The organism is Undibacterium sp. GrIS 1.2, assembly GCF_040544435.1.
GTDB lineage: Bacteria > Pseudomonadota > Gammaproteobacteria > Burkholderiales > Burkholderiaceae_D > Undibacterium.
The window spans coordinates 64,994-90,950 of sequence record NZ_JBEONP010000019.1 but is presented as its reverse complement, the minus strand read 5'-3'; the positions used below and the strand labels follow the sequence as shown (position 1 = coordinate 90,950).

At 46.3% G+C, this 25,957-nt stretch carries 22 protein-coding genes; 12 read left to right on the top strand and 10 right to left on the bottom strand.

Annotation, left to right across the window (positions count from 1 at the left end):
• The first annotated feature begins 462 nt into the window (after positions 1 to 462).
• Positions 463 to 813: a hypothetical protein gene (locus AAKU61_RS10535; RefSeq protein ID WP_354332000.1), complete on the top strand. Its 351-nt coding sequence runs from the start codon at positions 463 to 465 to the stop codon at positions 811 to 813.
• A 305-nt stretch (positions 814 to 1,118) separates the two neighbouring features.
• Positions 1,119 to 3,089: a protease pro-enzyme activation domain-containing protein gene (locus AAKU61_RS10530; protein WP_354331998.1), complete on the top strand. Its 1,971-nt coding sequence runs from the start codon at positions 1,119 to 1,121 to the stop codon at positions 3,087 to 3,089.
• 422 nt (positions 3,090 to 3,511) lie between these two features.
• On the opposite strand, the gene AAKU61_RS10525 is transcribed toward AAKU61_RS10530, so the two are convergent.
• On the bottom strand, positions 3,512 to 4,966 hold the full coding sequence (locus AAKU61_RS10525) for an FAD-binding oxidoreductase (RefSeq protein ID WP_354331997.1): 1,455 nt from the start codon (positions 4,964 to 4,966) through the stop codon (positions 3,512 to 3,514).
• Positions 4,959 to 5,978, bottom strand: coding sequence for a DUF1338 domain-containing protein (locus AAKU61_RS10520; RefSeq protein WP_354331995.1), 1,020 nt, complete (start codon positions 5,976 to 5,978; stop codon positions 4,959 to 4,961). Before AAKU61_RS10520 ends, AAKU61_RS10525 begins: the two co-directional genes overlap by 8 nt.
• 107 nt (positions 5,979 to 6,085) lie before the next feature.
• Here AAKU61_RS10520 and AAKU61_RS10515 point away from each other — a divergent pair, with 107 nt between their 5' ends.
• The 4 genes from AAKU61_RS10515 to AAKU61_RS10500 all read left to right on the top strand — a co-directional run bounded on the left by AAKU61_RS10515 (position 6,086) and on the right by AAKU61_RS10500 (position 8,648).
• Positions 6,086 to 7,015 carry a LysR substrate-binding domain-containing protein gene (locus tag AAKU61_RS10515; RefSeq protein WP_354331993.1) on the top strand — a complete coding sequence of 310 codons (930 nt, stop codon included), beginning with the start codon at positions 6,086 to 6,088 and terminating at the stop codon, positions 7,013 to 7,015.
• A 288-nt stretch (positions 7,016 to 7,303) separates the two neighbouring features.
• Positions 7,304 to 7,672: a glyoxalase superfamily protein gene (locus tag AAKU61_RS10510; protein WP_354331991.1), complete on the top strand. Its 369-nt coding sequence runs from the start codon at positions 7,304 to 7,306 to the stop codon at positions 7,670 to 7,672.
• A gap of 33 nt (positions 7,673 to 7,705) precedes the next feature.
• Positions 7,706 to 8,032 carry a DUF6968 family protein gene (locus tag AAKU61_RS10505; RefSeq protein ID WP_354331989.1) on the top strand — a complete coding sequence of 109 codons (327 nt, stop codon included), beginning with the start codon at positions 7,706 to 7,708 and terminating at the stop codon, positions 8,030 to 8,032.
• A gap of 421 nt (positions 8,033 to 8,453) precedes the next feature.
• Positions 8,454 to 8,648: a hypothetical protein gene (locus AAKU61_RS10500; protein ID WP_322117872.1), complete on the top strand. Its 195-nt coding sequence runs from the start codon at positions 8,454 to 8,456 to the stop codon at positions 8,646 to 8,648.
• 47 nt (positions 8,649 to 8,695) lie between these two features.
• On the opposite strand, the gene AAKU61_RS10495 is transcribed toward AAKU61_RS10500, so the two are convergent.
• Positions 8,696 to 9,559, bottom strand: a complete 864-nt coding sequence (locus AAKU61_RS10495; RefSeq protein ID WP_354331987.1) for an HDOD domain-containing protein — start codon at positions 9,557 to 9,559, stop codon at positions 8,696 to 8,698.
• Between the two features lie 206 nt (positions 9,560 to 9,765).
• On the opposite strand from AAKU61_RS10495, the gene AAKU61_RS10490 reads away from it, so the two are divergent.
• Both AAKU61_RS10490 and AAKU61_RS10485 read left to right on the top strand, forming a co-directional pair.
• Positions 9,766 to 10,557: a YdcF family protein gene (locus tag AAKU61_RS10490; protein ID WP_354331985.1), complete on the top strand. Its 792-nt coding sequence runs from the start codon at positions 9,766 to 9,768 to the stop codon at positions 10,555 to 10,557.
• Between the two features lie 104 nt (positions 10,558 to 10,661).
• A complete protein-coding gene (locus AAKU61_RS10485) occupies positions 10,662 to 12,194 on the top strand; it encodes a right-handed parallel beta-helix repeat-containing protein (RefSeq protein WP_354331983.1) in 1,533 nt (510 codons plus the stop codon).
• A gap of 141 nt (positions 12,195 to 12,335) precedes the next feature.
• Here the strand turns inward: AAKU61_RS10485 and AAKU61_RS10480 are convergent, their stop codons facing one another.
• From AAKU61_RS10480 to AAKU61_RS10470, 3 genes are all read right to left on the bottom strand, one after another.
• Positions 12,336 to 12,773, bottom strand: a complete 438-nt coding sequence (locus AAKU61_RS10480; protein WP_354332002.1) for a CreA family protein — start codon at positions 12,771 to 12,773, stop codon at positions 12,336 to 12,338.
• A 192-nt stretch (positions 12,774 to 12,965) separates the two neighbouring features.
• Positions 12,966 to 14,450, bottom strand: a complete 1,485-nt coding sequence (locus AAKU61_RS10475) for an APC family permease (RefSeq protein WP_354331981.1) — start codon at positions 14,448 to 14,450, stop codon at positions 12,966 to 12,968.
• A 375-nt stretch (positions 14,451 to 14,825) separates the two neighbouring features.
• The gene (locus AAKU61_RS10470; protein WP_354331979.1) at positions 14,826 to 16,226 is read right to left on the bottom strand and encodes a Xaa-Pro dipeptidase; all 1,401 of its coding nucleotides are present in this window, start codon (positions 16,224 to 16,226) and stop codon (positions 14,826 to 14,828) included.
• A gap of 157 nt (positions 16,227 to 16,383) precedes the next feature.
• On the opposite strand from AAKU61_RS10470, the gene AAKU61_RS10465 reads away from it, so the two are divergent.
• From AAKU61_RS10465 to AAKU61_RS10450, 4 genes are all read left to right on the top strand, one after another.
• The gene (locus AAKU61_RS10465) at positions 16,384 to 16,578 is read left to right on the top strand and encodes a hypothetical protein (RefSeq protein ID WP_354331977.1); all 195 of its coding nucleotides are present in this window, start codon (positions 16,384 to 16,386) and stop codon (positions 16,576 to 16,578) included.
• A gap of 15 nt (positions 16,579 to 16,593) precedes the next feature.
• Positions 16,594 to 16,986 (top strand): DUF2946 family protein, encoded by a 393-nt coding sequence (locus AAKU61_RS10460; protein ID WP_354331975.1) that lies wholly within the window; start codon positions 16,594 to 16,596, stop codon positions 16,984 to 16,986.
• Positions 16,987 to 17,101: 115 nt separating this feature from the next.
• On the top strand, positions 17,102 to 19,483 hold the full coding sequence (locus AAKU61_RS10455; RefSeq protein WP_354331973.1) for a TonB-dependent receptor: 2,382 nt from the start codon (positions 17,102 to 17,104) through the stop codon (positions 19,481 to 19,483).
• 185 nt (positions 19,484 to 19,668) lie between these two features.
• The gene (locus tag AAKU61_RS10450) at positions 19,669 to 20,352 is read left to right on the top strand and encodes a MarC family protein (protein ID WP_354331971.1); all 684 of its coding nucleotides are present in this window, start codon (positions 19,669 to 19,671) and stop codon (positions 20,350 to 20,352) included.
• Between the two features lie 99 nt (positions 20,353 to 20,451).
• On the opposite strand, the gene AAKU61_RS10445 is transcribed toward AAKU61_RS10450, so the two are convergent.
• The 4 genes from AAKU61_RS10445 to AAKU61_RS10430 all read right to left on the bottom strand — a co-directional run bounded on the left by AAKU61_RS10445 (position 20,452) and on the right by AAKU61_RS10430 (position 25,916).
• Positions 20,452 to 20,763, bottom strand: a complete 312-nt coding sequence (locus tag AAKU61_RS10445) for a hypothetical protein (RefSeq protein ID WP_322117863.1) — start codon at positions 20,761 to 20,763, stop codon at positions 20,452 to 20,454.
• Positions 20,764 to 20,987: 224 nt separating this feature from the next.
• Positions 20,988 to 22,643, bottom strand: a complete 1,656-nt coding sequence (locus tag AAKU61_RS10440; RefSeq protein ID WP_354331969.1) for a SpoVR family protein — start codon at positions 22,641 to 22,643, stop codon at positions 20,988 to 20,990.
• 8 nt (positions 22,644 to 22,651) lie between these two features.
• Positions 22,652 to 23,920: a YeaH/YhbH family protein gene (locus AAKU61_RS10435; RefSeq protein WP_354331967.1), complete on the bottom strand. Its 1,269-nt coding sequence runs from the start codon at positions 23,918 to 23,920 to the stop codon at positions 22,652 to 22,654.
• A 73-nt stretch (positions 23,921 to 23,993) separates the two neighbouring features.
• Positions 23,994 to 25,916 (bottom strand): PrkA family serine protein kinase, encoded by a 1,923-nt coding sequence (locus tag AAKU61_RS10430; RefSeq protein ID WP_322117860.1) that lies wholly within the window; start codon positions 25,914 to 25,916, stop codon positions 23,994 to 23,996.
• Positions 25,917 to 25,957: the final 41 nt, after the last annotated feature.

The following is a 25,957-nucleotide window of genomic DNA, read 5'->3' as shown; positions in this document are numbered from 1 at the left end:
ATGTCACATGTGCCGCTTCAAACAAGAAAACCAATCGCAACAGTGGCCACACCCATGCTCGACTTTACTGGTTTGGGTATTTTGCAAGAAGCTCGCATGTAAAAAAAATATAAAAATGACGAGCTCCTCATCCCCCAATCCTACACATTGTTACTGATGGTTACACATTAATCAATTTAGCTTAACTTTTTGGAATATTTCTTCTGCTAGGATAAGTTTTCTTTCAGTCAATTCTTTAGCTCAGGTTCGACAGATTTAAACGCTAACGTAACCGTAAAAACGAACGTAAAAGCGAACGCAAAATTAAGCGTAAGACAGCGAGTCGATAGCTAAATAAATTAACCGGGAAGATTAAAAAAAGGCGCTGATTGCCGCTGTTAAAAGCCTGCGATGCATCAGTATAAAACTGCTTAAAATTGGTTGTAATTGTTTGTGTCACCCATCCATTGGAGTGCATTAAAGATGATCCAGCATTATCAACAGATTGCCCAAAGCCTTAATTGGGATGCAGATTATATAGACAAAAATAGTCCCTTTAATGATGGCGAACTGATCGCCGCACAGCAGCCAACATTTACCGATTCTACTGATCTGAGATTGTCGATAACAGAAGAAAAAATGTCCCGCTTTGCGGTGATTGCTTCTAGCCTTGTTGATCCTCAGCTCCGTCACTTCAATTCTCTCGTTCCTGCATTAGTTCCAACTTTGGCTCCAACATTAGTTCCAAAATCTAATAGCAGCGCCAACACTCAAATTGGCCAGCATGATTTTGAAACCAAGCGCTTCAAACCCAACCATTTTTTCCTCAGTTAAAAATTCCACGCTGTAAAAATATTGCTTCAAAAGTCTAGTTTTAAAAATCTAGTTTTCAAAAGTCGTTTTTAGATTTACGTATCACTGCTTTACCAAGAATATTTCAAGACCGACCAACTTACTATGTAACGTAGAGTCGATCTTGCAATAGGCATTTTTTCTGGACCGCGTTTAAAAAGACGGTAAATTGAATTTGCCAAGCCTGTAGAAAACAAGATTTTCTTCCAGGTTGCTGTGACTGAACCGATCTATTCAAAATCCTTTGAACTGGTCACTTTCTTCGTATTACCATTTGGAGATAAGTAATGAAACTCAGTTGTAAATTTAAAATGCTGCCTGTAGCAGCAATGGTGTTAGCAACAATTGGTGGCGCAGCACAAGCAGCCGAACAATGGGTCTCTACCGCGACCAAAGCGCCGCGTTTGTTGAGCACTGCATCGCCACTGGCATTAATGCAAGCTGGGACACAAACTCATGTTGTGGTCTCATTGAAAGTACGCAACAAAGCGGACCTCGATGCGCTGACAACTAACCTCATCACTGGTGGTGGCGCCAAGCCAATCACTAGCGCTGAGTTCATGAGCCACTACGCACCAACAGCAGCCCAAGTAAAATCGGTAGTCGATCATTTGACCAAAAGTGGTTTCGTCAATATCGTCGTCTCTGACAACCACCTGCTAGTCAGCGCAGATGGTGCAGCATCCTCCGTTAAAACTGCATTCAATACTGATCTGCATACATACAACATCAATGGCCGTACAGCACATGCCAACTTGAGTGATGTCACTGTACCGCAATCGCTGGGCGATATCGTATTGGCGGTTCATGGTTTGCAAACTGTCCATCTGCATCACACAATGGCAATGCGTCCAGACGCTAAAACACTGTCGACTGTTGGCCACAATCCAACCGACTTCCCTTTGATCTATAACGCATCTAGCTTGCCAAGTGCAACCAACGCAACCATCGGTATTATTACCCAAGGTAGCATGACGCAAACGATCAAAGATCTGAACACATTTACTACCAATGCTGGCTATCCAAAAACCAATGTCAGCACAGTGACAGTTGGTTCTGCCAGCACAGATACGTCTGGTGTGGATGAATGGAATATGGATACTCAAGATGCCTTGGCAGCAGCAGGCGGTACGATCAAACAAATGATTTTGTACACGGCTAATACTTTGAGCGATGCTGACCTGACTAATACGTACAATAAAGCTGTCAGCGACAACGTAGCCAAAACGATCAACGTGTCTTTAGGTGAATGCGAAACTGATGCGCAAAGCTCCGGCATCATGGCAAGTAACGATCAGATCTTCCAGACTGCGGTAGCACAAGGGCAGACTTTCTCGGTTTCTTCCGGCGATTCAGGTGCGTATGAATGCGGTGGTTCCAGCACATCACAAAGTTACCCTTCTGTATCCCCTTATGTCATCTCAGTTGGCGGTACTTTGCTGAACACATCAGGCACCACATGGACGTCTGAAACAGTATGGGCTTGCACCAGCTCTGCTAATTGCCAGCAAAGTTCCAGCGGTGGCGCAGGCGGCGGACCAAGCCTGACAGAAGCAGCGCCAAGCTGGCAAACTGCCGCAGGCGTATTGGGAAGCTCCACCAAACGTGGCGCACCTGACGTCGCATTTGATGCATCACCTAACAGCGGCGCATTGGTAATCGTCAACGGTACTAGCTCGCAAATCGGTGGTACTAGTCTGGCAGCACCGTTGTTCACTGGTTTCTGGGCTCGCGTTCAGTCTATGAACAACAATACACTGGCCTTCCCAGCTTCTGCCATTTATCAAAAAGCAGCGGCTAATCCAACAATGTTCCATGACGTAACTTCTGGCAGCAACGGTGGTTACACTGCAAAAACTGGTTGGGATTATGCAAGTGGTTACGGCAGTTTGAACGTTGCTAATTTTGCGACTGTCATGGGATCGGGCGGCGGTACAACACCTCCACCATCCAATGTATTGAGCAATGGCGTAGCAAAAACTGGCCTCGCTCTGACGACTGGCAACTCCACGGTGTACACTTTTGTGGTTCCATCAGGCCGTACTACATTGACCTTTAAAACATCGGGCGGTACTGGCGATGCAGATATCTACGTCAAACTAGGTTCTGCACCGACAACATCATCTTATTTGAAAAAATCTGATGGTTCTACCACGACTGAAACGATCACTATTAGCTCACCAGCCGCAGGTACTTACTACCTGTTGCTCAACTCTTACGCTAGCTTCAGCGGTGTGAGCTTGGTTGCTTCTGACTAATAGGTATTGTTAGCGATTAGTCGCTAATGAGTTTGGCTGGCTGCAACAAGTTTGCGGTCAGTCAAATAAACTATAAAGAATTTCGCCCTCATTCTGACGAGAATGAGGGCGAAATCGTTTCAGCGCTGATGTTGATCTGGTGCGACTAAGCATTGGTAAAAGACACTGCTGGATTAGCTTAACAAGGTAGCGTGGAGGCAATTAGATTCCATAATAATCAATATACTCCCCTTTATTTTTATTCAAATCGGCTTATTGACCATTAAATATATGGACAACTAAAATATACCTACTACGAGTATATATTTAATGACAAATCGATTCAGACATTCTCAATGAGGTTTCGCCCACTTATTTTCCTTGCCTCGTCATTCAGCGGTCGCTCAAAAGTTACTCTCAAACGTATCAACGAGCGTATTACTTTATTCAGCCAGTTCACCAAACCAGGTCAGTCCAAACAAGCGATCAGGGTCGAGCAGCCTTTGCATTTTTCCCGCCAGTTGCTGCGCTGCTTGTGACGTAAATCGATGGTAGTAGGTCTGATTATATGGGCCGACTCCGTGTTCGGCACTAAAGCTGCCTTGATACTCACGCACCACCATATCGTAGATCGCATCGCGCACTGCGCTGACCGTTGTCGCATCGTAAGCGATAGCCGCTACATGCGGCCACACCAGATTAAAGTGGCAACCGCCATCCGCCCAATGACCAAAATCCATGATCTGCAAAAACGGATAATGGGTTTCGATCAAGCCAATCGCCTGCTGCCGAAAATCAACCAAAGAGGAACGCGGCATAGAAATATCAAACGCAATAATCTTACCTTCGCTACGCAAAGACTCACTGATCGCATGCCGTATACGCCACAAATCTTTACCGCGACCAATCACTGCATTGGTGATAATGTCGTCATCGCTTCCAGTCAATAAGGTGGCCAGCGAATTGCTTAATAAATCCTCCAAACACAAGCCTGAATGCTGCTGGGCGATGCTGGTATCCAGCTCAATCAGGACGCAATAATCGGGGATATCAGCCAGACTGCCAAAGGGATTACTGATCGCCGGAACATGTCGCAATACCGAAGCCAATGCTTGTCCAGAAATCCCCTCAAAGGCGCTCAGCAATTCTCCGCAATCGCGCTCCAGCCTTTGCAACAATTCTAAAACTGCAGCCTGATCACGCGGCACAACTAATGCAGTAGCCGTTTGTTTTGGCAAGCGATGCACTTGTAAAACGGCTTTGCTGATAATCCCGTAGGCGCCACTGGTGCCGACAAACAATTGCTTTAGATCAGGGCCGGTATTATTTTTGCGAAGCGCCGATTGCAGATCCAGCACCCTGCCTGGCGGATTCAGCAATACGACTTCCAGCCCCAACAAATTTTGCCGCACGTCGCCATACTTAATCAGTCTTGCACCTCCAGTATTGGCGGCGATCATGCCGCCAATAGTCGGGTTGGCACCGAGGTCAATCGGGAAGCATAAATCGTGTTCTTTCAACGCCTCATTCAAATCGTGCAAGGTCACACCAGCATCGACGGTGACTGAGCGATTGACCGTATCAATCTCTATGCAACGACTAAGGCGTTCCGTGCTCAAGACCAGATACTGTCCGCTCTGATCTGGCGTGCTGGCGGCGACCAAACCCGTATTGGCACCCTGCACCACCAGCTTCAACTGATGCGCTGCACACAGACTGACCAGTTGCGACAATTGCACGGCGCTATTGGGACGCGCGACCGCCATTGCTTGCCCGACGCCATAGCGCGCTCCGGTTACGTAACGGGCGCAGTCCTCTAGCGTGGTCAGCAAGCCGGCATCACCCAATAAATCTTGCAGCGACTCCAGCACAGCTAAGCGATTGACAGGCTCAAGCATTGGCGGTCATCTTAAAAATACCTTGCGCATTGCCTGTGTCAAACTGCAGATCAAGTTTCGACAATCCGGTGACGGGATCAAGCATCGTGTCTCGCGAGATAAATTCATAAAATGATCCCGGCACTTCGCGTGTCACTAGCACTGCCTCTGCATCATAAAATTCCCGCACAACATTGTCGGCCTTAAACGCGGTCTGTCTTACGCGACCAGAGCCAGAGACTTCGACCTGCGCTTTGATGGAGCGCCCCAAGGCTTTTTGCTCCTCCGCAGTCTGGAACACATCGGCTACGCGGTCCGTTGCGTGGTTAAACACATTCCCCTCAGTAGCGATCCATGCCATTTCGGCAGATTCTTTGATCAGTAGCTCATAGTCGCTTAATTGCGGAGTGCCATGCTGACGATCAAAACAGGCGACCAGCACGGGCAATAATTCCAGCGCCTGCTGCACGCTCAGACTGCCGTCGCGCTCCAGTTCATTGAGCAGACTAAACGCCGCTGGCGTCAAAGGATCTTTGGAGTCGCCCAAAACCCGGCTGACCGCTTGCTGAAAAGCCGGACTAAAACGTTCTGTATGTAGTTCGCTGACAAAAAACTGCGAGATATTTTCAGGATCATCAACCTGTGCATAAGAACGCCCGGTCATGTTTAAGCGATCCAGCGGATATTTGCCATTCAGGCGATACCCTAATGGTTTGAGAATTCGCGTCACAGCGGCTTCGCCCGGAGGCAAAGCACCGATGCCAAACCAGCGCACCGTGCGCAAAGCACCATGATCCAGCGTGACTTTGCCGCCATGGGCAACGAGTTCATCGGTGTAAGTCTTCCCGCTGGGAACCCGCTGCAAAATTCCGTAAAACAGCAACATATTCAAGGCCTGCGCGATCTCGGCACGTGTTACCTGCCCCGGTTGTACGTGGTCAAATTTGGCAGATATATGCAATAAATTCACTAAGTTGCTTGTTTGCTGCTCGCCTATACTGGCAACAAGCAGGGTTTGAATATGTGGATTCATGGAAGGTATTTTAATTGTTAGCTAGTGCAGCATTTTCACTTAACTGGACAATCGGGACAAACGATATAAAATCACAAGTTAGTGAATAAAAAGAACAATCTATATCAATGAGAAAAAAAATCCCCAGCTTAAATGCGCTCATGATCTTTGAGGCTGCAGCACGCCTGCAAAGTTTTACCCGTACCGCGGATGAACTGGCGCTGACCCAAGGCGCGGTCTGCAAACAAATTGCGGGGTTAGAGAGCTGGTTAGGTGTACCACTATTTGCCCGCATCAAACAACGCGTCGTATTAACGCCTGCCGGGCAAGAGTATGCCGGACGTATACGTCTGCATCTGAGGCGAATAGAGCGCGACACCCTGGAGTTGATGGCGAGCCAGGAGGGTTCCGGCGTGCTGGAATTGGCAGTCGTACCGACTTTTGCGACCCAATGGCTGATCCCGCGTCTGGCACAATTCCACGCACTGCGACCCGACATTACGATTAATCTCAGTACCAGAACCGATGCGTTTATTTTTTCCGAATCGCATTTCCATGCGGCGATTCATTCAGGACAAGCGCCTTGGCCCGGCACCATTGGGGATTTTTTAATCGGTGAAGATGACACGACACCAGTTTGCAGCCCTGCCTTATTGGCAAAATATCAAACTACGGATGCGACCAAAGCCAACGAGAACATCATAGGCATCACAGATATCAGCAAAATGCCTTTGCTGCACCTGACCAGCCGTTTAGACGATTGGCGACGCTGGTTTGATTTACATGATTGCCGCAATGACATATCCGCTGTCAAAGGTGCTCGCTATGAATTGTTCACCATGCTGATCAGTGCCGCCGCCGCCGGTTTAGGTGTGGCGCTGATCCCGCGTTTTATGGTGCAGGCAGAATTGGATGCTGGCACGCTAACCATTCCACTGCAATTAAGCCTACCCCGCTCGGCTGCGTATTATCTAGTGTATCCGGAACAAAACGCGAGTCTGGGACCTTTGCTAGCGTTTAAGAACTGGTTGTTAGATAGTGCCAAACAGGCGGGTTAAACCTAGAAATTTTTATATACTCCCCATTATTTTTATAAAATACCGCCTATCCTCCAAATATTACATGGACAACTTAAATATACTAATAGGCAGTATATTTAAATTGAGAATATTAGGACTGTCGCAAAACTGTCCCAGCAAGGCGTAGCGACGACGACAGTACTTTAGTACGGCTAGGCGCTACAACGCAGCTGGGGCATTTTTACGTCAGTCCTAAATATAAATTATTATTCTGATTGACATTAACTCAACACACTGTCGCAACTGGCATAGGAATAAGGAGCAATGATGGACTTCCAGAGCATTCCCGTTTTACGCATCTTTGATGAAGAAAAAGCGAAACAGTTTTATGTTGAGTTTCTCGGCATGAGTGTCGATTGGGAACATCGGTTTAAGGACGATTTTCCTATCTATATGCAAGTATCGAAAGACAATCTAGTTTTTCACCTGAGCGAACATTCCGGTGACTGCACACCGGGAAGCAAGGTGTTTGTAAACACGCCAGACATCGATGAGCTGTACCAAGAGTTATCTCAGAAGACCTACAAATACAATAAACCTGGCATTGAAATCGCCGTATGGGGCGATAGAATCTTGAGCCTGACAGACCCTTTTTCCAACAAGATTCTGTTCAATGAAGTAAAAACCACAAGCTAAACAGAAATCCGTGTCAAAGAAAGAGGCTCGGTCATGAACAATTTTTTGATAGAACGACGCTGGTATGCCGTGTCACCAGACGGTGTCGGCGCAGACCTGAGCTTAAGTATTGCTGCCCCGATCAAGGATCATATTGACTGGGGTTGCGCCGTATCGCTGGGAATACTCGACTCGCACCCATCAAGGATTTATGGGATCGATAGCTGGCATGCTGTACAAATGGCAATGTCATTCATTGCACTGAGAGTCAGGCATTTTTCTGAAACTGGCTGGTTATTTTATTGGGACAAAGACGGCAATCCGGCAACGCCAGACGATCTGATTACTTCAGGATTAAGCAAATCCATCTGCTCAGATTGAACAATAACCATAACGCTATATGCTCAAATGTGGAGTTTTTTAAAATCTCCCATACACCATTGATCCTCCAATTCAGATCGATAAAGCCTGCCAAATTACAGTTCGTCAGACCGCCCTAGCGGGATTGACCGACACTGACTATATTGGAGTTAGCTTCTAAAAAAACTAAGACTGTGATGCGTATTTGGATCAATACTTAAGCGCATATTCTGCTTGATCCAGTTTGCCAGTCAGGCAAGCTAGCCGCACCAGGGATACGGATTTTTATAAGCTAACAAAAACCAACCCAAGAATTTGAAAGGATATTGTATGAACCTCAAAGCAGACATGGATGGCGTTGTTATCCTGAGCATCGCCATCCTGATTATCAGCAGTGTGATACACCAACTTTTTGTCTAAAACCTCAAGTCTAGGAAACCCAATGCTGACGTTTATTTTGTGGATTGTGCTGTTAGTAATGTGCTGGCCGCTGGCCTTGTTCGCACTGGTACTTTATCCGCTGGTATGGCTGATCTGCTTGCCATTCCGGTTGATGGGGATTGCGGTGGAAGGCGTGTTTGAATTATTGCGTGCAATCGTTTTGTTGCCAGCACGTTTACTGCGGGGGAAAGCTTAAAGTTTGGTGATGCTCACGGTAATAGTCGTTGCAAGAAAATACCGTGATCACTCCAAACTATTAAACATTTCATGTAATTCATCAAATTTATCGGCAGCTTCGTCTTGGGATAAACCTAGAAAATGGCAAGCCTGCGCTCCGCCTTTTTCCCATTCGGCAGAGACATCTTGCCCATGATATTTTTGTATGGCGTATTCCGACATCAAGGCCATTGCTACCAGTGCACGAACCATTTCTGGCGTAGCGCTATCTTCTAAAACCGCGTAGTCATGGTGCAATAAAATCGCGGTAAAAACATCTTCAGGCAAACCCCAGGTACGCGCCATCAAAGACCCGACTGCGGCGTGATTGCACTGATGCGCCTCATCTTCGATCTCGGTAAATTTTTTAGTAAATTCTTGATTAGCTTTAGTCAGCGTTGCTGCATAGTGAGGAAAACGCTCCAGCATAATTGGAATGCCGATATCGCAAAACAAGCCAAACGTATGCGCAATATCTGAGGGATAAATATGCATATTACGCGCCAGATAAATCATCGCCTGCGCCCGCTTGGTAGAAAAATCCCAAAACTTCACCAATGATTGCCCTTGCACCACGACTGACTGACGGGCAATGATGCCCGTCATTAATGTGCCGCACTGCGCCATGCCTAACAGATCAACCGCATGATCGACAGAACTCGCCTTTAAGCGTAATCCAAAAAAAGAGGAGTTGGTCAACTTCATCAAAGAACCTGCCAGGCCGACATCATTAGCGATAATTTTTGCGAGGCGACGCGGATCGGGCTCTTTAGACGACAGTTCTTGCTGAACCTCTGCTAACAAACTAGGGCGCGGCGGGATTCTGATCGTTTTAAGCAGAGCATCAACTGATTGCTCAGTGGTTCTGGCTGGGGCAGTAGAGGTTTTCATTGATTTGATTTAGGACAAATATTGCCAGCACATTTTTTCGTGTAATCCCAGATTTTAAAGCGCAATCGTTGCCGTGCTGCATTTATTTTCTATGATTCATCAAGATAAACAAAGAGTTTATCCCCAGAGTGTATTTTCTGTTGTCATTAAAATCAAATTGCGGTGACAATTTGATTTCATTACATCAATTCATCTGTCTAAAAAATATGACTCTTGCTGGAACAATCGCGCTCGTTGTAAAAATTTTTTTATTGCCGCCACTGGGCTTGTTTATTCTATATCTAGTGGGATGGCTTATTTCAAAACGACATGTCAGAGCCGGTAATACGATACGCTTTAGCGCGATTTTCATTTTGTTTTTTTTATGCACTGGTGTGGGATCGTCGTTATTAGGACGACCATTAGAAGCATTAGAGACACCACTTAGCTCACCCGCCATGGCAAGAGCAGCAAAAGCAAATGCGATCGTGATTTTGACTGCTGGCAGAATAGCCCGCAGTCCAGAATATCAACATCATGATATCCCCGACTATATCGCCTTAGCCCGACTCCAATATGGTGCCTATTTATATAGGGCGACAGGCTTGCCGATTTTAGTCACTGGCGGATTTGGCCAACCTAACGGTTATGAGACTTCGCTTGCAGGCAATATGAAACGCACCCTGGAGCAAGATTATTTAATCCCGGTTAAGTGGGTCGAAGATAAAGCGACCAATACCGATGAGAACGCCCAATACTCTGCAAAAATTCTGAAACAAGCAGGAGTTCAACGGGTTTTATTGGTCACCGATGCGATGCACATGCACAGAGCAAGGATCGCATTTGAGCATGCTGGTCTACAAGTAGTCGCGGCGCCGACCATGTTCCTCTCGGAATCAGAATTTGATATTTTCAATCTATTTACTTCAGCCGAAAATATGCGGCGGTCTCATTACGCTTTATATGAATGGTTAGGACTATTGTGGTATCGCATGGAATTGTCGACCAATAAAACCTGATCGTCATTAGAGAGCAAGACAGACAAATTAGAAAATACAAATTCGATTTTTTTCTACCTGTTTAAGCATTTACTTATTCTTGATAGTCACTAATAGGCGTCAATATGCCCCACAAAATTCGATCATCCCGACCTTTCAGGCGCTATGTAATCTGCTTATTGTTTTTTATCGCAGTGCTGTTGGCGATTGGTGCTTCGGTCGCTTTTTTTCTACAAAATATGGGAGTAACGCCTCGGGCGCTCTCCCCTTATATTGAACGCCGGACATCAGATCACAATCCGACCATCGTCAGTATCGGTGAATGGATGAGCAAGACTTTGATGGTATTGGATCGTGGCACTCCACAATTACATACGAAAGAACGGACCAAGATTGGAGCGCAAACCAATCTCAATGTGAATGACGTAGCGCCAAAAAATACCCATGCTTCAATCATCGTAGCATCAAATAACCAGATAATAGCCGCACTTAGCAACGCCAACCCAGGGGATGTAATCACGCTTCTGCCGGGTACATATCGCTTTGTAGGAACGCCGCTACTGGTCAATAAAGCGGGTTCAAAAAACGACCGGATTACCCTAAGGGCAGCGTACCCGGGAACAGTATTTTTAGAATTTAATCTTGGTGAGGGATTTCAGGTTTCTGCTCCTTACTGGACGTTTGAAAATTTGTCTATACGCGGTGTTTGTCAGTACCACGAGAATTGTGAACATGCATTCCATGTGACCGGAGATGCCCGATATTTTATGGCTCGCAATAATACGATTATCGATTTCAACGCGCATTTTAAAATCAATGGCAGCGATGGACACTTCCCAGATCATGGTCTGATTGAGGGCAACACACTGACAAATACCAGTGCCAGAAAAACTAGCAATCCCGTGACACTGATCGATCTGGTCGCTGCCAGTGACTGGGTTATCCGTAAAAATTGGATAGGTGATTTTATTAAAGATCAGGGAGACAGAATCAGCTACGGCGCATTCGCCAAAGGTGCCGGATCACGCAATGTATTTGAACAAAATATGGTGATTTGCGAACATCTTTTACAAGGCACAACAGGCCAGCGTGTTGGACTATCTTTAGGTGGTGGCGGTACCGGCAAAGAGTATTGTCGAGATACTCGCTGCATTACCGAACAAGACAACGGAGTAATTCAATCCAACCTGATTGCCTCCTGTTCTGATGACGGGATTTATATCAATCACGCAGCAGGCAGCAAAATTATTCACAATACGATTGTAGATACTGCCGGAGTGACTGTGCGTTTTCCAGATAGCAGCGCCAATCTGGAAGGCAATTTGGTAGATGGCGCAATCCGCAGCCGCGACCAAGGAATATTACACAGCAAAGATAATCTCGAAACACCAATTGCGTATTTATATTTTGGCTATCATCCGGTGCGCCGTTTATTTTCAGATTCAAATGCAATGGATTTTGTCTGGAAAAACAGTCCGCCGCATCGGTCTGCTTCAAGTATCACAAATGCGGTCACAAGTGAAATACCGGCTGACTTATGTGACCCCTTGTCTAACGCGACAACACCCTCGGCAGCATCATTGACAGCACCCCAGGTGGCGCGGCGAACGACACCTAGTTATGGTGCGTTTGAAGATTTTTCAGCTTGCCTTTATTAAGCTTGAATTTAGTCTGGATCTAAGTGTGAATCTAAGCCTAAATCTAAGCCTGCATATCAGCATCAAACCAATTTAAATACTATCAGTTTGATGCTCAGCGCCGGTAAGCCGCCTGATTATTAAGTGCATCACTCATCGAGTTCACTTCACAGGAATCGGCGTGCCCTTATCTACAGCGACAGCCGTGACACTATTCTGTGGCGAACCGTTGATCAGGCGATCAGAATAAGTCAGATAAACCAGAGCATTGCGTTTGACATCCACGACACGAACTACTCTGAGTTTTTTAAATAAAACGGATAGCCGTTCATTGAACACTTCTTCCTGTTGCGGCATCGGCTTTTTAAAGCCAATCACACCAACCTGACGGCAAGCGATGGATGCCTCTGCCTTATCTTCTGCCAAACCAACGGCGCCTTTAATACCGCCAGTTTTAGCGCGGGAGATATAGCAAGTGACACCATCTACTTTTGGATCGTCATAGGCCTCGACCAAAATTTTATGATCAGGACCGATCAAGATAAAAGCGGTATCAACGCTACCAATGACCTCAGCTTTTGCGCTGCATAACGGCGTCATCAAAGCGAAGACAGCCAGACTACTTGCAGCGACTACTCCATTGCAGATTTTTTTCAATTTCGATTTCATATATCACCGTCTTGAGAAATAATAAGTACGATCAATCGCTAACCGTATGCCTGTCTGATACGCCATAAAGCCATCATGGAAAATTTGGTCTATGGCGCAATGCTATTGCGTCTACACCAATATTTATTTTTCGTCGTTTTGGCTCAGACGTGAATGTCCCCTGCCATATAAAAAATACATACTGATAGCGACTGCCATCCAAATGAAAAATACATAATATGTAGTCGCAGATAGCCCGAACAACAGATATAGGCACGCCAGAATACTAAGCCCAGGCAAAAAATACGGGCCAAACGGAACACGGAACCCCCCACTACCGGCGCCAATCCGTTTTGCGCGCATAACAGGTACAGATGTGGATACGACGATAAACGCGACCAGTGTCCCCATACTAACCATATCCCACAAGAAGGTAGCATCTACCAGACCCGCGACTAAGCCGACGACCAAGCACACAATAATCGTGTTACTCGTTGGTGTTTGAGTACGAGAATGCAAACGCTGGAATGAGGGCGAAATCAGTCCATCTTTACTGATCGCAAACAAGATCCGAGTCTGGCCATAAATCGTCACCAATGTCACACTGAATACCGAAATTACAGCACCTGCGGATAAGATCAATGCAGGCCATGCTTTACCAGTGACGTTTTGTAAGATCACGGCAAGACCTGCCTCTTGTCCGGCAAACATACTTGCAGGCTGAGCACCGACCGCAGCGACCGCTACCAACAAATAAAATACGGTGACAATCACTAATGCCGACAAGATCGCCAGTGGCACATTCCGTTTAGGATTTTTAACTTCCTCACCCGCTGTTGCCACTGTGTCTAAGCCAATAAAAGAAAAGAATACAGTTGCCGCCGCAGCAGCAACTCCAGCCATACCGCCGGGGCCATGCGCATCTGCTGCTTTAAAAAATGGCGTAAAGTGTTCAGCATTAAAACCTGAGAATGCGATCACCGCAAAAAAAGTGAGTATCACTAATTTGATCATCACCATAATCGCGTTGACTGTCGCAGATTCTTTGGTGCCGCGTAATAATAAAAAACCGCAAACAACTACCAGAATAATCGGTGGCAAATTAAATTGTCCCGGGTGAATCTCGACCCCGTTAACACCTGACACGATCATCGCTGAACGCAGCATTTGGGGAATATGCCAGCCGAATGAATTTGGATTACTTAAAAAATTATTTAAATAATCCGACCAACCCACCGCCGTAGCGCTGGCAGCCAACCCATATTCCAATAATAAACAAGCAGCGACGATATACGCAGGAAACTCGCCGACGGTAGCGTAAGCATATGAATATGAAGAGCCTGATGCGGGGATGCGGGATGACAATTCGGCATAGCATAGTGCAGTCAGACCTGCCGTCACTGCCGCCAGAATAAAGGACAAAATCACCGAAGGGCCTGCCTTCGGGACTGCCTCTACCATGGTAAAAAAGATACCGGTCCCAATCGTGGCACCGACGCCAATCATGGTTAAAGAAAACAAGCCTAGCGAGCGATGTAAACCATTGCTGCTACCTGCCTCAACCTCACTGCCGCTGGCATCAACTGGCTTGGTACGTATCAGTTGCTGCCCAAATGTTTGCTGTCCCAAAAGAATTCCTTTTTTTAAATTTTTGAATCAGGATTTAATTGTAATGCTGTATTAAATATTTATTGTCTACGTTGGCTTTGGCTGTAACAGCGACTTTAGCATCTGCTGTAACTCCTTCTCCCGCTAGCGGGAGAAGACAGGGATGAGGGGGAAGTTCAAGTTTCCGAAAGCTCGCCATACCAAAAGACTAGAATCCCGAGGTTGAAGCACTCCGGCTTATTCGTACTTTAAGCACGCGACGCCTCTTATCCAGAAAATATACTCCACCCATGTATATTTTAATGTCCATACAATACTTGGACGTTAAGACATATTTACCAATATACTCCCCTTTTTTATAAAATTTACTAAGGAGAAATATGTAGCAAACAATCCTTATTGCGTTAAAGATGATTTCACAACTTCGCCATCTTTCATCACAAAATCAACCTTGGTCAGTACCGTCACATCACTCATAGGGTCACCTGTTACGGCGATAATGTCCGCGAATTTTCCCGCCTTGATGCTACCGACTTTATTTTTCCAGCCGAGTAAATCAGCAGCGCTAATTGTCGCTGCCTGGATTGCCTGCATCGGCGTCATGCCATATTTGACCATGTAGAAAAACTGCTTAGCGTTGTCGCCATGCGGATACACGCCGGCATCAGTACCGAACGCCATTTTGTCGCCGAACTCAAATGCTTTGCGGAAGTTGTCGCGTTGCAGCTGACCGATCTCTTTTTCCTTGGCGAGGGACTCTGGTAAAAATCCTGCCTTCTCGCCTTCACTCAAAATATAGTCATCGTCATAAATATCCATGACCAGATAAGTACCTTTTTCTTTCGCCATGCGCATGCCTTCTGCATCAATCAAACTGGCATGCTCTACCGAATCGACACCGGCGCGGATAGCATCATTGATACCGCTGGTGCCGTGCGCATGCGCTGCGACTTTGCGTCCGAGTTTGTGGGCTTCAGACACAATAGCTTGCATTTCCTCCAGCGTATATTGTTGCGCACCGGCAGCATCGCCTTTGGATAACACCCCGCCGGTCGCACAAATTTTAATCAAGTCGGCACCATACTTCGCCATCTCGCGCACCTTGGCGCGGGCGGCCCAAGGTCCGTCGGCCACACCTTTACCGACATCGTTATATTCAGGCGGCAATAAATTATTATCGCAATGACCGCCGGTAATCCCCAGCGCATAGCCAGAAACCAGCATGCGCGGGCCAGGTACATCTCCGTCATTGATCGCATCGCGCAAGGCCACATCGCCAAAACCATCTGCACCGACATTACGCACTGTCGTAAAACCGGCCTGCAAAGTGTCGCGTGCAGCACGTACACCATACAAAGCAGCACGGATATTAGAAGTGCCAATACTGGCATAGCCATGCTGATGTGCATTGCCAGTCAGATGCGTGTGCGAATCGATCAAGCCTGGCAACACCGTAGATTTAGATAAATCGAGGATTTGCGCACCTGCCGGGATCGCCATAGTTTTGCTAGAACCGACAGAGAGAATATGCTGGTTTTGTACCAAAATAATTTGATCGAGCAATACCTTACCGGCCTCTACATCAATCAATTTACCTGCCTTGATTGCAAGCACAGGCGCTGGTTTATTTGTAGACTGGGTCGCTGGAGTCGCAACCGAAGTAGCGGCATCCGCAGCATGCGCAAGATTAGCAACCGCAATGCAATTAAGCATTAATAAACTGGCTGCCAGCGGGGACAAAATACGAGGTAAAACGCGGGACATAGCGAGTGACAAAACAGGGCGACGCTTTTGCATGTAATCCTCTGAGAGCAAGATCAATAAAAGAACCAAAAAAATAACGGAAAAGCGAATAGCAGGGCAAGACAATCAAGTTTTGATGGCTCGCCTACAGTGTCGAACATTCTATCTGTGTTGCAAAAAGAAGTCCGTTGTATTTTGTAGAACAATTTAGATGATTTTTACTCCTACCCGGCGCGTCACGCCGCTTTTTCACCTATTGCCAGATGCAGCTTTACGGCGATCGCGGCTGATATCATTGGACATGTCGCTGGGGATGTCGCTGGATATCACTACGCCAAACAAACCTGATCAGAAATTCGCCACGACAGAAGCCAATTTGTATCCAGTTGTTACAGCGCTGTTATAATCCGCCTCCATGAACATGCCCCGCCTCTCCCGCCAACTGGTTGCCCTCGTACTTTTTTTGTACGTTACGGCATTGGGCGTGGCAATTGCGGCTCCGGTGTTCAATCCGCAGGCAATGAATGTGATTTGTACCAGCACGGGCATCAAGATAATCAGCCAGACTAGCGGCGATTTCTCTGGCACTGACTTATCCGCTGATGGCAAATCCAGCAAAACTGGCCAATCTATGTCGCATTTGCTGGATTGCTCGTTCTGCCTGGCAACCGGCATCACTAATGCGTTTCCTCAACAAGACATCGTAGAACCACCACATACTTTGTCTTATGCCCTGCGCGCTATTCCAGCGGCACGGCTTGCCTCTATGGTTTCTGCGCCTTTACCGGCGCGTGGGCCACCTGCTTTAGATTAAAACAATCTGTTTGCTCAACGTCTGATCATCTAATCATTTGATCAGGTTTTGTCCTGCGCTCACCAGCGAATGCGGTGCTGCGTGCGTTTCTTTTTTTCTAAAGTTTGCCCACATCATGAATCCTTTTATAACCCTCACGCTTTATAAGAATCCCTCCCAAAATCCGTCGCCTCAGCGTAGCGATCGTTTTATCCGACACACACTCAGCATCGCCATTGCCGCCGCATTGCCTTTGCTGTCTGCCAGCGTACTGGCGGCTAATAGTAATAATGACGCCGCTAGCGGTATCGTCGTTGGCAGCAATGATATTGCCGATCGCGTTCTGATTACTGCCGGACGTCCCTCCTCATTGCCGACCGAAATCCCGACTACGATCGAAGGTATCAATGCTAAAACGCTAGCACAAACCATCAATGCGACGGATGCAGAAGACGCACTCAAATATCTGCCTAGCTTGCTAGTGCGCAAGCGCTACATTGGTGACTACAACCATGCCGTGCTCGCAACGCGCGCATCTGGCACAGGCAATAGCGCCCGCTCGCTGGTGTATGCCGACGGCATATTACTGTCGAACTTAATGGGTAATGGCGCAAGTTATACGCCGCGCTGGGGACTGGTGACGCCAGAGGAGATCGAGCGTGTCGACGTCCTCTACGGTCCGTTTTCAGCAGCATATTCTGGTAACTCGGTCGGTGCGGTGGTGGACTACATCACAAGGATGCCCAGCCAATTTGAAGCCCATGCGAAAGTCATGGCCTTTAGTGAGAGTTTTCAGCAATATGGCACCGATAAAAGTTATAGCGGTCATCAGCTCAGCGCCTCGCTAGGCGACAAACAAGGTGACTGGTCATGGTGGGCGAATGTCAACCGGCTCGATAGCGATGGTCACCCTATTGTCTTCGTGAATAAATTATTATCCGCAGGCGTGACCAGCAATTTGGGTACGCCAGTGAGCGGTGCGATATTGGATAAAAATCCGAAAAATCAAGATTGGCTCATCCTTGGTGCAACGGGTCAATACAATACGGTGCAAGACCACGCCAAATTCAAAGTCGCTTACGACATTACACCCACGCTACGAGCCAGCTATACCTTGGGCTACTGGCGCAATAATATGACCAGCACAGTAGAAAGCTATCTGCGCGATGCTGCTGGCAATCCGGTGTTTAACGGCGACATCAATGTCAACGGCAAAAAATATACCCTGGCTCCGACCGATTTTTCCAACAGTACCAATAGCCTGGAGCATGTCACCCACGGGCTTAACCTGAAGAGCAATACCAAAGGCGTGTGGGACTGGGAAATCGCTGCCAGCCTTTACGATTACAGCAAAGATATCGCACGCGCACCTATCGTTGCAATCCCGCAAGCCAACAGCGGCGGCGCAGGTCGCATCACCGATATGAACGGTACTGGCTGGAACACGCTGGCACTCAAAGGCATCTGGCGTCCAGAAGCGGCCAAAGATCATACGGTTGAATTCGGCTATCAGCGCGAAGCTTACAAACTACGCACCTTGGTTTCCAATACCAGCGATTGGATTAACGGTGCAGCCAGCACGGTATTCTCCGGCTTCCGGGGTAATACCGAATTACAAAGCGTATATGCGCAAGATGCGTGGCGTATCAATCCGCAATGGAAAACCATACTCGGCGGCCGTATAGAGCAGTGGACTGCCAATAATGGTGTCATCTCTACCGCCACCAGCAGCTTGCCATTTATTCCACGGAAAGAAACCGCCTTCTCGCCCAAAGCCGCCCTGGCATACAAAGCCGATAGCGACTGGACGATCAAAGCATCCGTCGGTCGCGCTGTACGTATGCCGACTGTGTCCGAGTTATATCAGGGATCGGTCAGCGTCAACACCATCGTCAATAACGATCCGAACTTAAAGCCAGAAAAATCCTGGACCTCAGAATGGAGCGTAGAGAGAAGCTTAGAAACTGGCATGGTGCGCGCCACGCTATTCCATGAGCGTACGCAGGATGCGCTGTATTCGCAAACCAATGTCAGCGTCACACCTAACATCACCAATATCCAAAATATTGATGACATCCACACCACCGGATTGGAATTGGCGTACATGGCAAATGACGTCATTACACGCGGCTTAGACCTGACTGCCAGCCTGACATACACCGATTCAAAAATCGTAAAAAACGATAAATTCCCCTCCAGCGTCGGCATGTGGCAACCACGTGTACCTAACTGGCGCGCCAACTTTGTCAGCAGCTACAAAGTCAACGACAAACTCGCCACCACCTTCGGCGCACGTTATAGCGGCAAGCAATACGGCACCTTAGACAACAGCGATCCTAACGGCAAAACCTACACCGGATTCTCCAGTTTTTTTGTAATGGACTTGCGCCTGCAATACCAAGTCGCCAAGCAATGGACTGCATCGTTCGGCATCGACAATCTTAACAATGCCAAATACTGGGCTTTTCATCCTTACACACAGCGCACTATGGTGGGTGAGTTGAAGTTTGATTTTTAAAATTTAGAATCTGACTCTTAAAAAATTAAAAAACATCGTCCAATCATTCTGCGGCTTGCGTGCCATTTTCGTGCCAGAAGACGCAGAATGATTGGGCTACCATTTGGAAGTCTATAAATAAAGCAAATTCGCTCTAAACCCCAATACAACTTTATAATCAAGTATCAGATTTTTCAGGAGTTTTTATGAGCATTTCGGTGATTGTTTTTTTTAAGGCCTTGATCGTAGTTCCGATCACGCTGCTGCCCATCTTAAATCCGATAGCGATTGCGCCGATTTTTCTCTCTATGACGGGGCCGATTGAGACGATGGTTGCTCGTCGTCTGGCAAAGCGTATTGCGCTGAATTGTTTTTTCTTGTTGATGGGGGCGATTTTTATCGGCTCTTATGTTCTGGATTTTTTCGGTATATCACTCCCTATCGTGCGAGTAGCGGGTGGGATTGTTGTAGCAATGGCAGGCTGGAAGCTATTGAATGACCAAGAGCAAGATAAGTTGCGGACTTCGGTTGCCGAGTCACAAATAGGTATATGGAGCAAAGAAGAATTGCGCCGTCGTAGTTTTTATCCTTTTAGTTTTCCGTTAACGGTCGGTCCCGGAACAATTGCAGCATCGGTCACACTGGGTACACAAATGCCAAACAAGCCGGTGGATTTTCTGATCACCAGTATTGCTTCTGCTATTGGGGTTTTGTTGACGACTTTGGTAATCTATCTGTGCTACCGTTTTGCACGCAATATGGAGCGGTTTTTAGGTGATATCGGAGCGATCGTTTTGCTACGTTTATCTGCTTTTATTTTGCTTTGTATTGGTATTGAAATTGGCTGGACGGGAATTTCTGATTTGCTAGTGGATTTGAAATTGCATTAAAAATTTGGACTTACGAAAAAGCGCCATGCAATTAAGATTGCATGGCGTTTTTTTTAAAATCTATAAAGAAATAAGCTCAGCTATTCGGCCTAAAACCAATCAAGCTGCGACCGCTGTTATCGGCGTCTCAGCCAACATCAATGCGTGTTCTACTTGTGAGGATTCATCACCTACTTTACTTTGCCAGGCGCGGACAAAATACTGCTTTTCTTTTTCGGTCGGTGCAACATGCCAGATCACCATCAGCGTACCTTTGTGATCATGGACTTTGGCTAACTTGGTAATGCAAGTGGTGTTGCCATCGACATCCGCTAGACCAATTGCGTAGCCATATACTCGGTATAAACGCTCCAGCCTGTCCGGCTCTGTCTCGCTGTGGGTTGCAGAAATTTTTGGATGGTCGAGGTACATCTTGCACACTCCGTCGAATGGTTTAGCTGAGAGAATTCTGATGTTTTTCTTAACGATGCTTGCTGCATCGCACAGTGGATACGCATCAGTGCTGCGCTTATTCTATCCGATAGACCGACATTAATTGAGGGCTGTTGCAAATTTAATCTAAGTTAATCTAAGGTATTTGCATTTTATGGCGCTTATTAAGAACGCCGTAATTGCTTAAGGCGATTCAACCGGACTTAACGCATGCGACTGCGTTTCTCCCATTTACATTCTTGTGTATTCAATATCTTATTTTGCGTATCGACGGTCTCCAGATACACATCAAATCCCCACAAGCGCGCTACGTGTTTGAGCATTTCATCGGTTTGCTTGTTTAATGGACGCCGTTGATATTCGGTATGCCTCAGCGTCAGCGCCCTGTCGCCTTGCAAATCAACGGACCAGACCTGGATATTAGGTTCGCGATTACCCAGATTATATTGTCCTGCCAATTGCTGGCGTAGGTATTGGTAACCGTTTTCATCATGGATGGCAGAGATATTTAATTTATCCTGGCTATCATCATCCAATACCGCAAAGAAGTGAAAGTCACGTATCAATTTAGGTGATAAAAATTGGGCGATGAAACTTTCATCCTTAAAATTACGCATCGCAAAATCTAACGTCTTTTGCCAATCGCTGCCAGCAATATCTGGGAACCAATGTTTATCTTCCTCAGTTGGATTTTCACAAATACGCCGGATATCACGCATCATCGCAAAACCGAGCGCGTAGGGATTAATTCCACTGAAGTGACGACTGGTCACAGGCGGCTGATAAACGACGTTTGTATGACTTTGTAAAAACTCAATCATAAAGCCATCACCAACGATACCCTCGTCATATAGCTGATGCAAAATCGTGTAGTGCCAAAAGGTTGCCCATCCCTCGTTCATTACCTGGGTTTGGCGTTGGGGGTAAAAATACTGAGAAATCTTACGCGTAATACGCACTAATTCACGCTGCCACGGCTCTAGCAACGGTGAATATTTTTCAATAAAGTAAAGTAGATTTTCTTGCGGTTCGTGAGGAAAGCGTAGCACTTCCTCACTCGCTACTGTCTCATCGCGGCGTGGCAAAGTGCGCCATAAGTCGTTAACTTGCGATTGCAAATATCGCTCGCGTTCTTCTTGTTTTTCTCGCTCTTCTGCCAGAGATAATTTAGCGGGACGTTTATAGCGATCAACCCCGTAATTTTGTAAAGCATGGCAAGAATCTAGCAATAACTCCACCGCTTCTACACCATAACGCTGCTCACAATCACTAACATAATTTCGGGCGAATACCATGTAGTCAATGATCGCATCGGCATCCGTCCAGGTCCGGAATAAATAATTCCCTTTAAAAAAAGAATTATGTCCATACGCAGCATGGGCAATTACCAAAGCCTGCATGGTCAAACTATTTTCTTCCATTAAGTAGGAGATGCAAGGATCAGAATTAATCACGATCTCATACGCTAAGCCCATCTGGCCACGTTTGTAATTTCTCTCAGTCGATACAAAATGCTTACCGAAAGACCAGTGATGGTAAGAGACCGGCATACCAACGGATGCATAAGCATCCATCATTTGCTCTGCGGTGATGATTTCTAGTTGATTAGGATAAGTATCGAGATGAAAATATTGCGCAACGCGACGGATCTCATCATGTACTTGTTCGATTAACTCAAACGTCCATTCGGACTGTTCCGGCAAACGTTGAGGATTTTTAGGACGCGCTCCGTCAGTCGGTATAGCGGCGCCGTTTAGATTGGCAAGCTTGGTACTGTTGGCATTGATATTACTGGTTTCATCCACTTCACCAGTGCTTTCTGTCTTACTAATTGCAGTATGGTTTTTGTCGCTGTCCATGGACGACCTCATTTGCTTTGTTTCTTGAACAACTCTCTGAACACTGGGTAAATATCTGCAGGTGTCCGAATTTTTTGCATCGCAAAGTGCGCATGATGATCTGTTACCTGGGCATATTCTTCCCATAAATTTTGGGGATCGCCTTCGGTGATTTCTACGTATGCATAGTATTGCACCAGCGGCATAATTGTATTGATCAATAACTGGCGGCATGCGATAGAATCGTTATCCCAATTATCGCCATCAGAGGCTTGCGCTACATAGGCGTTCCAATCACCACTGGGATAACGTTCTTTGATGATCTTGGTCAGCAAATGCAAAGCAGAAGATACGATGGTACCGCCTGATTCGCGAGAATGAAAAAACTCATTCTCATCCACTTCTAATGCCGCTGTGTGATGACGGATAAACACCACGTCAATCTTTTCATACGCTCTGGTCAAAAACAGATACAGCAAAATAAAGAAACGTTTAGCGATTTCTTTCTTTTGTTCGTCCATAGACCCCGATACATCTAACAAACAAAACATAACTGCTTGCGTAGAGGGTTTCGGTACTTTGATGCGATTGCTGTAGCGCAGATCAAACGGATCAATAAATGGGATTGCCAGCAAACGCGTACGCAGATGATGTATCTCTTGTTTTAGCAAGACGATACGCTCATCCGCCATGTCAGAGACAGTACGTAACAAATCCGCCATTTCGGCTTCTGCTTGTTTTAATCGTCGCGCAGATCTGCCGCCGACCGCAATACGCCTCCCTAAAGCGCCGCGTAAAGAACGGAGTACATGCAAGCTGGAAGTAGTGCCCGAGGTTTTGTAACCAGCGCGCTGGCTTTTGAAATCAGTAGTAGATGCCAGCTGAGTTTTAACCAGATTTGGCAGCTCCAGATCTTCAAAAAAGTAATTCATGAATTCTTCACGGCTAAGCTGAAAAACAAAATCATCCTCGCTTAACTCGTCGCTATTACCTGCTTGCCCTTTGCCTGATCCGGCACCGCCTTTGGGCCGGGCAACCTGATCACCTTTCAGATATTCTTGGTTACCAGGTTGCACTGTCTCCCACACACCACCTCGGTCATGACCAAAGGTAGGTTCACTTACATCCTTAACTGGAATGCGAATATTTTCGCCATTTTCAAAATCAGTAATTGAACGCCCTTTGATCGCGCGTGCGACCGCCTCTTTAATCTGCCCTTTATAACGCCGCAAAAACCGCTCACGATTTGGGGCAGATTTATTTTTTCCCTGAACTCGTCTATCGATCAGATGAACCAAAGCGGTCTCCTGTAAAGATACTGTTTTAAAACCTCACCTAGATTGAGTCAACCCAATCATCGCGGCTTTAAGCTTAAGAAGACTTTCTCACTCGCAAATACCATTCGCATAACAAGCGTACCTGTTTTGCCGTGTAGCCTTTGGCAACCATGCGCGACACAAACTCCTGATGCTTATTAGCGTCGTCGGCGCTCGCCTTGGCATTGAATGAAATGACTGGCAATAACTCTTCGGTATTAGAGAACATTTTTTTCTCTATGACCGTGCGTAATTTTTCGTAACTTGTCCAGGTAGGATTTTTACCGGCATTCTGTGCTCTGGCACGCAACACAAAATTGACGATCTCATTTCTAAAGTCTTTGGGATTGGAAATGCCAGCTGGCTTTTCAATTTTTTCCAATTCATTATTCAGTGCATCACGATCAAAACTTTCGCCGGTATCAGGGTCGCGGAACTCTTGATCTTGTATCCAAAAATCGGCAAAGGTCACATAACGATCAAAAATATTCTGTCCGTATTCGGAATAACTTTCTAAATAAGCAGTTTGAATTTCTTTACCAATAAACTCTGCATAACGTTGTGCTAAATATTCTTTAATGTAGGAAAAATATTTTTGCTCCGTTTCTGGGGCAAATTGTTCACGCTCAATTTGCTGCTCCAGTACGTACAAGAGATGAACGGGATTTGCAGCTACTTCTGTATTATCAAAATTAAATACTTTCGATAAAATCTTGAAAGCGAAACGGGTAGAAAGCCCATTCATTCCCTCATCAACGCCGGCATAATCCGCGTATTCTTGGCGCGATTTTGCTTTGGGGTCAGTGTCTTTTAAGTTCTCACCGTCATAGACTTGCATCTTGCTAAAGATGCTGGAATTTTCCGGCTCTTTTAGTCGTGATAACACCGCAAACTGCGCCATCATTTTTAGTGTGCCCGGAGCACAAGGTGCTTCGGACAATGAAGATGTACGTACCAGCTTGTCGTAAATTTTTACCTCATCGCTGACACGCAGGCAGTACGGTACTTTGACAATATAAATACGATCTAAAAAAGCCTCATTATTTTTATTGTTCTTAAAAGTTTTCCATTCAGATTCGTTTGAGTGCGCCAAAATAATGCCTTCAAACGGAATCGCGCCAAAGCCTTCTGTACCTTTAAAATTACCTTCTTGCGTTGCCGTCAGCAGCGGATGCAGCACCTTGATTGGCGCTTTAAACATCTCTACAAATTCCATCAAGCCTTGGTTGGCAAGACACAAGCCACCCGAGTAACTGTAGGCATCGGGATCATCTTGTGCATAATCTTCTAATTTGCGGATATCTACTTTGCCGACCAGAGAAGAAATATCCTGGTTATTTTCATCGCCAGGTTCGGTCTTAGAAATCGCTACTTGTTTCAATACAGATGGGTAACGCCTGACCACACGGAATTGATTAATATCACCATTAAATTCATGCAAACGCTTAACCGCCCAAGGACTAGGGATATTGCGTAAATAGCGTCTTGGAATACCAAAATCTTCCTCTAAAATCGTTCCGTCCTCCGCCTCATCAAACAAGCCTAAAGGCGATTCGTTGATGGGCGAATCCTTAATGCAATAAAATGGAATCTTCTCCATCAAATACTTCAGCTTTTCGGCTATCGAAGATTTACCGCCACCAACGGGACCTAACAAATATAGAATTTGTTTGCGCTCTTCTAAGCCTTGTGCAGCATGACGGAAATAGGATACGACCTGTTCTATCACCTCTTCCATTCCATAAAATTCACGGAAGGCGGGATAAATTTTGATGACTTTGTTGGAAAAGATGCGCGAACGTCGGGAATCATGACGCGTATCAACCATTTCTGGCTCACCGATCGCGGCTAGCATGCGTTCGGGGGCGGTGGCGTAGGCCAATGGATTTTTCTTACATAATTCTAAGAACTCTGGCAAAGAATATTCTTCTTCACGAGTCCTCTCATACCGTGCTGTGTAGTTGTCAAAGATTTTCATACTGATCTCCTTTGATAGCGATAGACCGATAAGCTGATAGA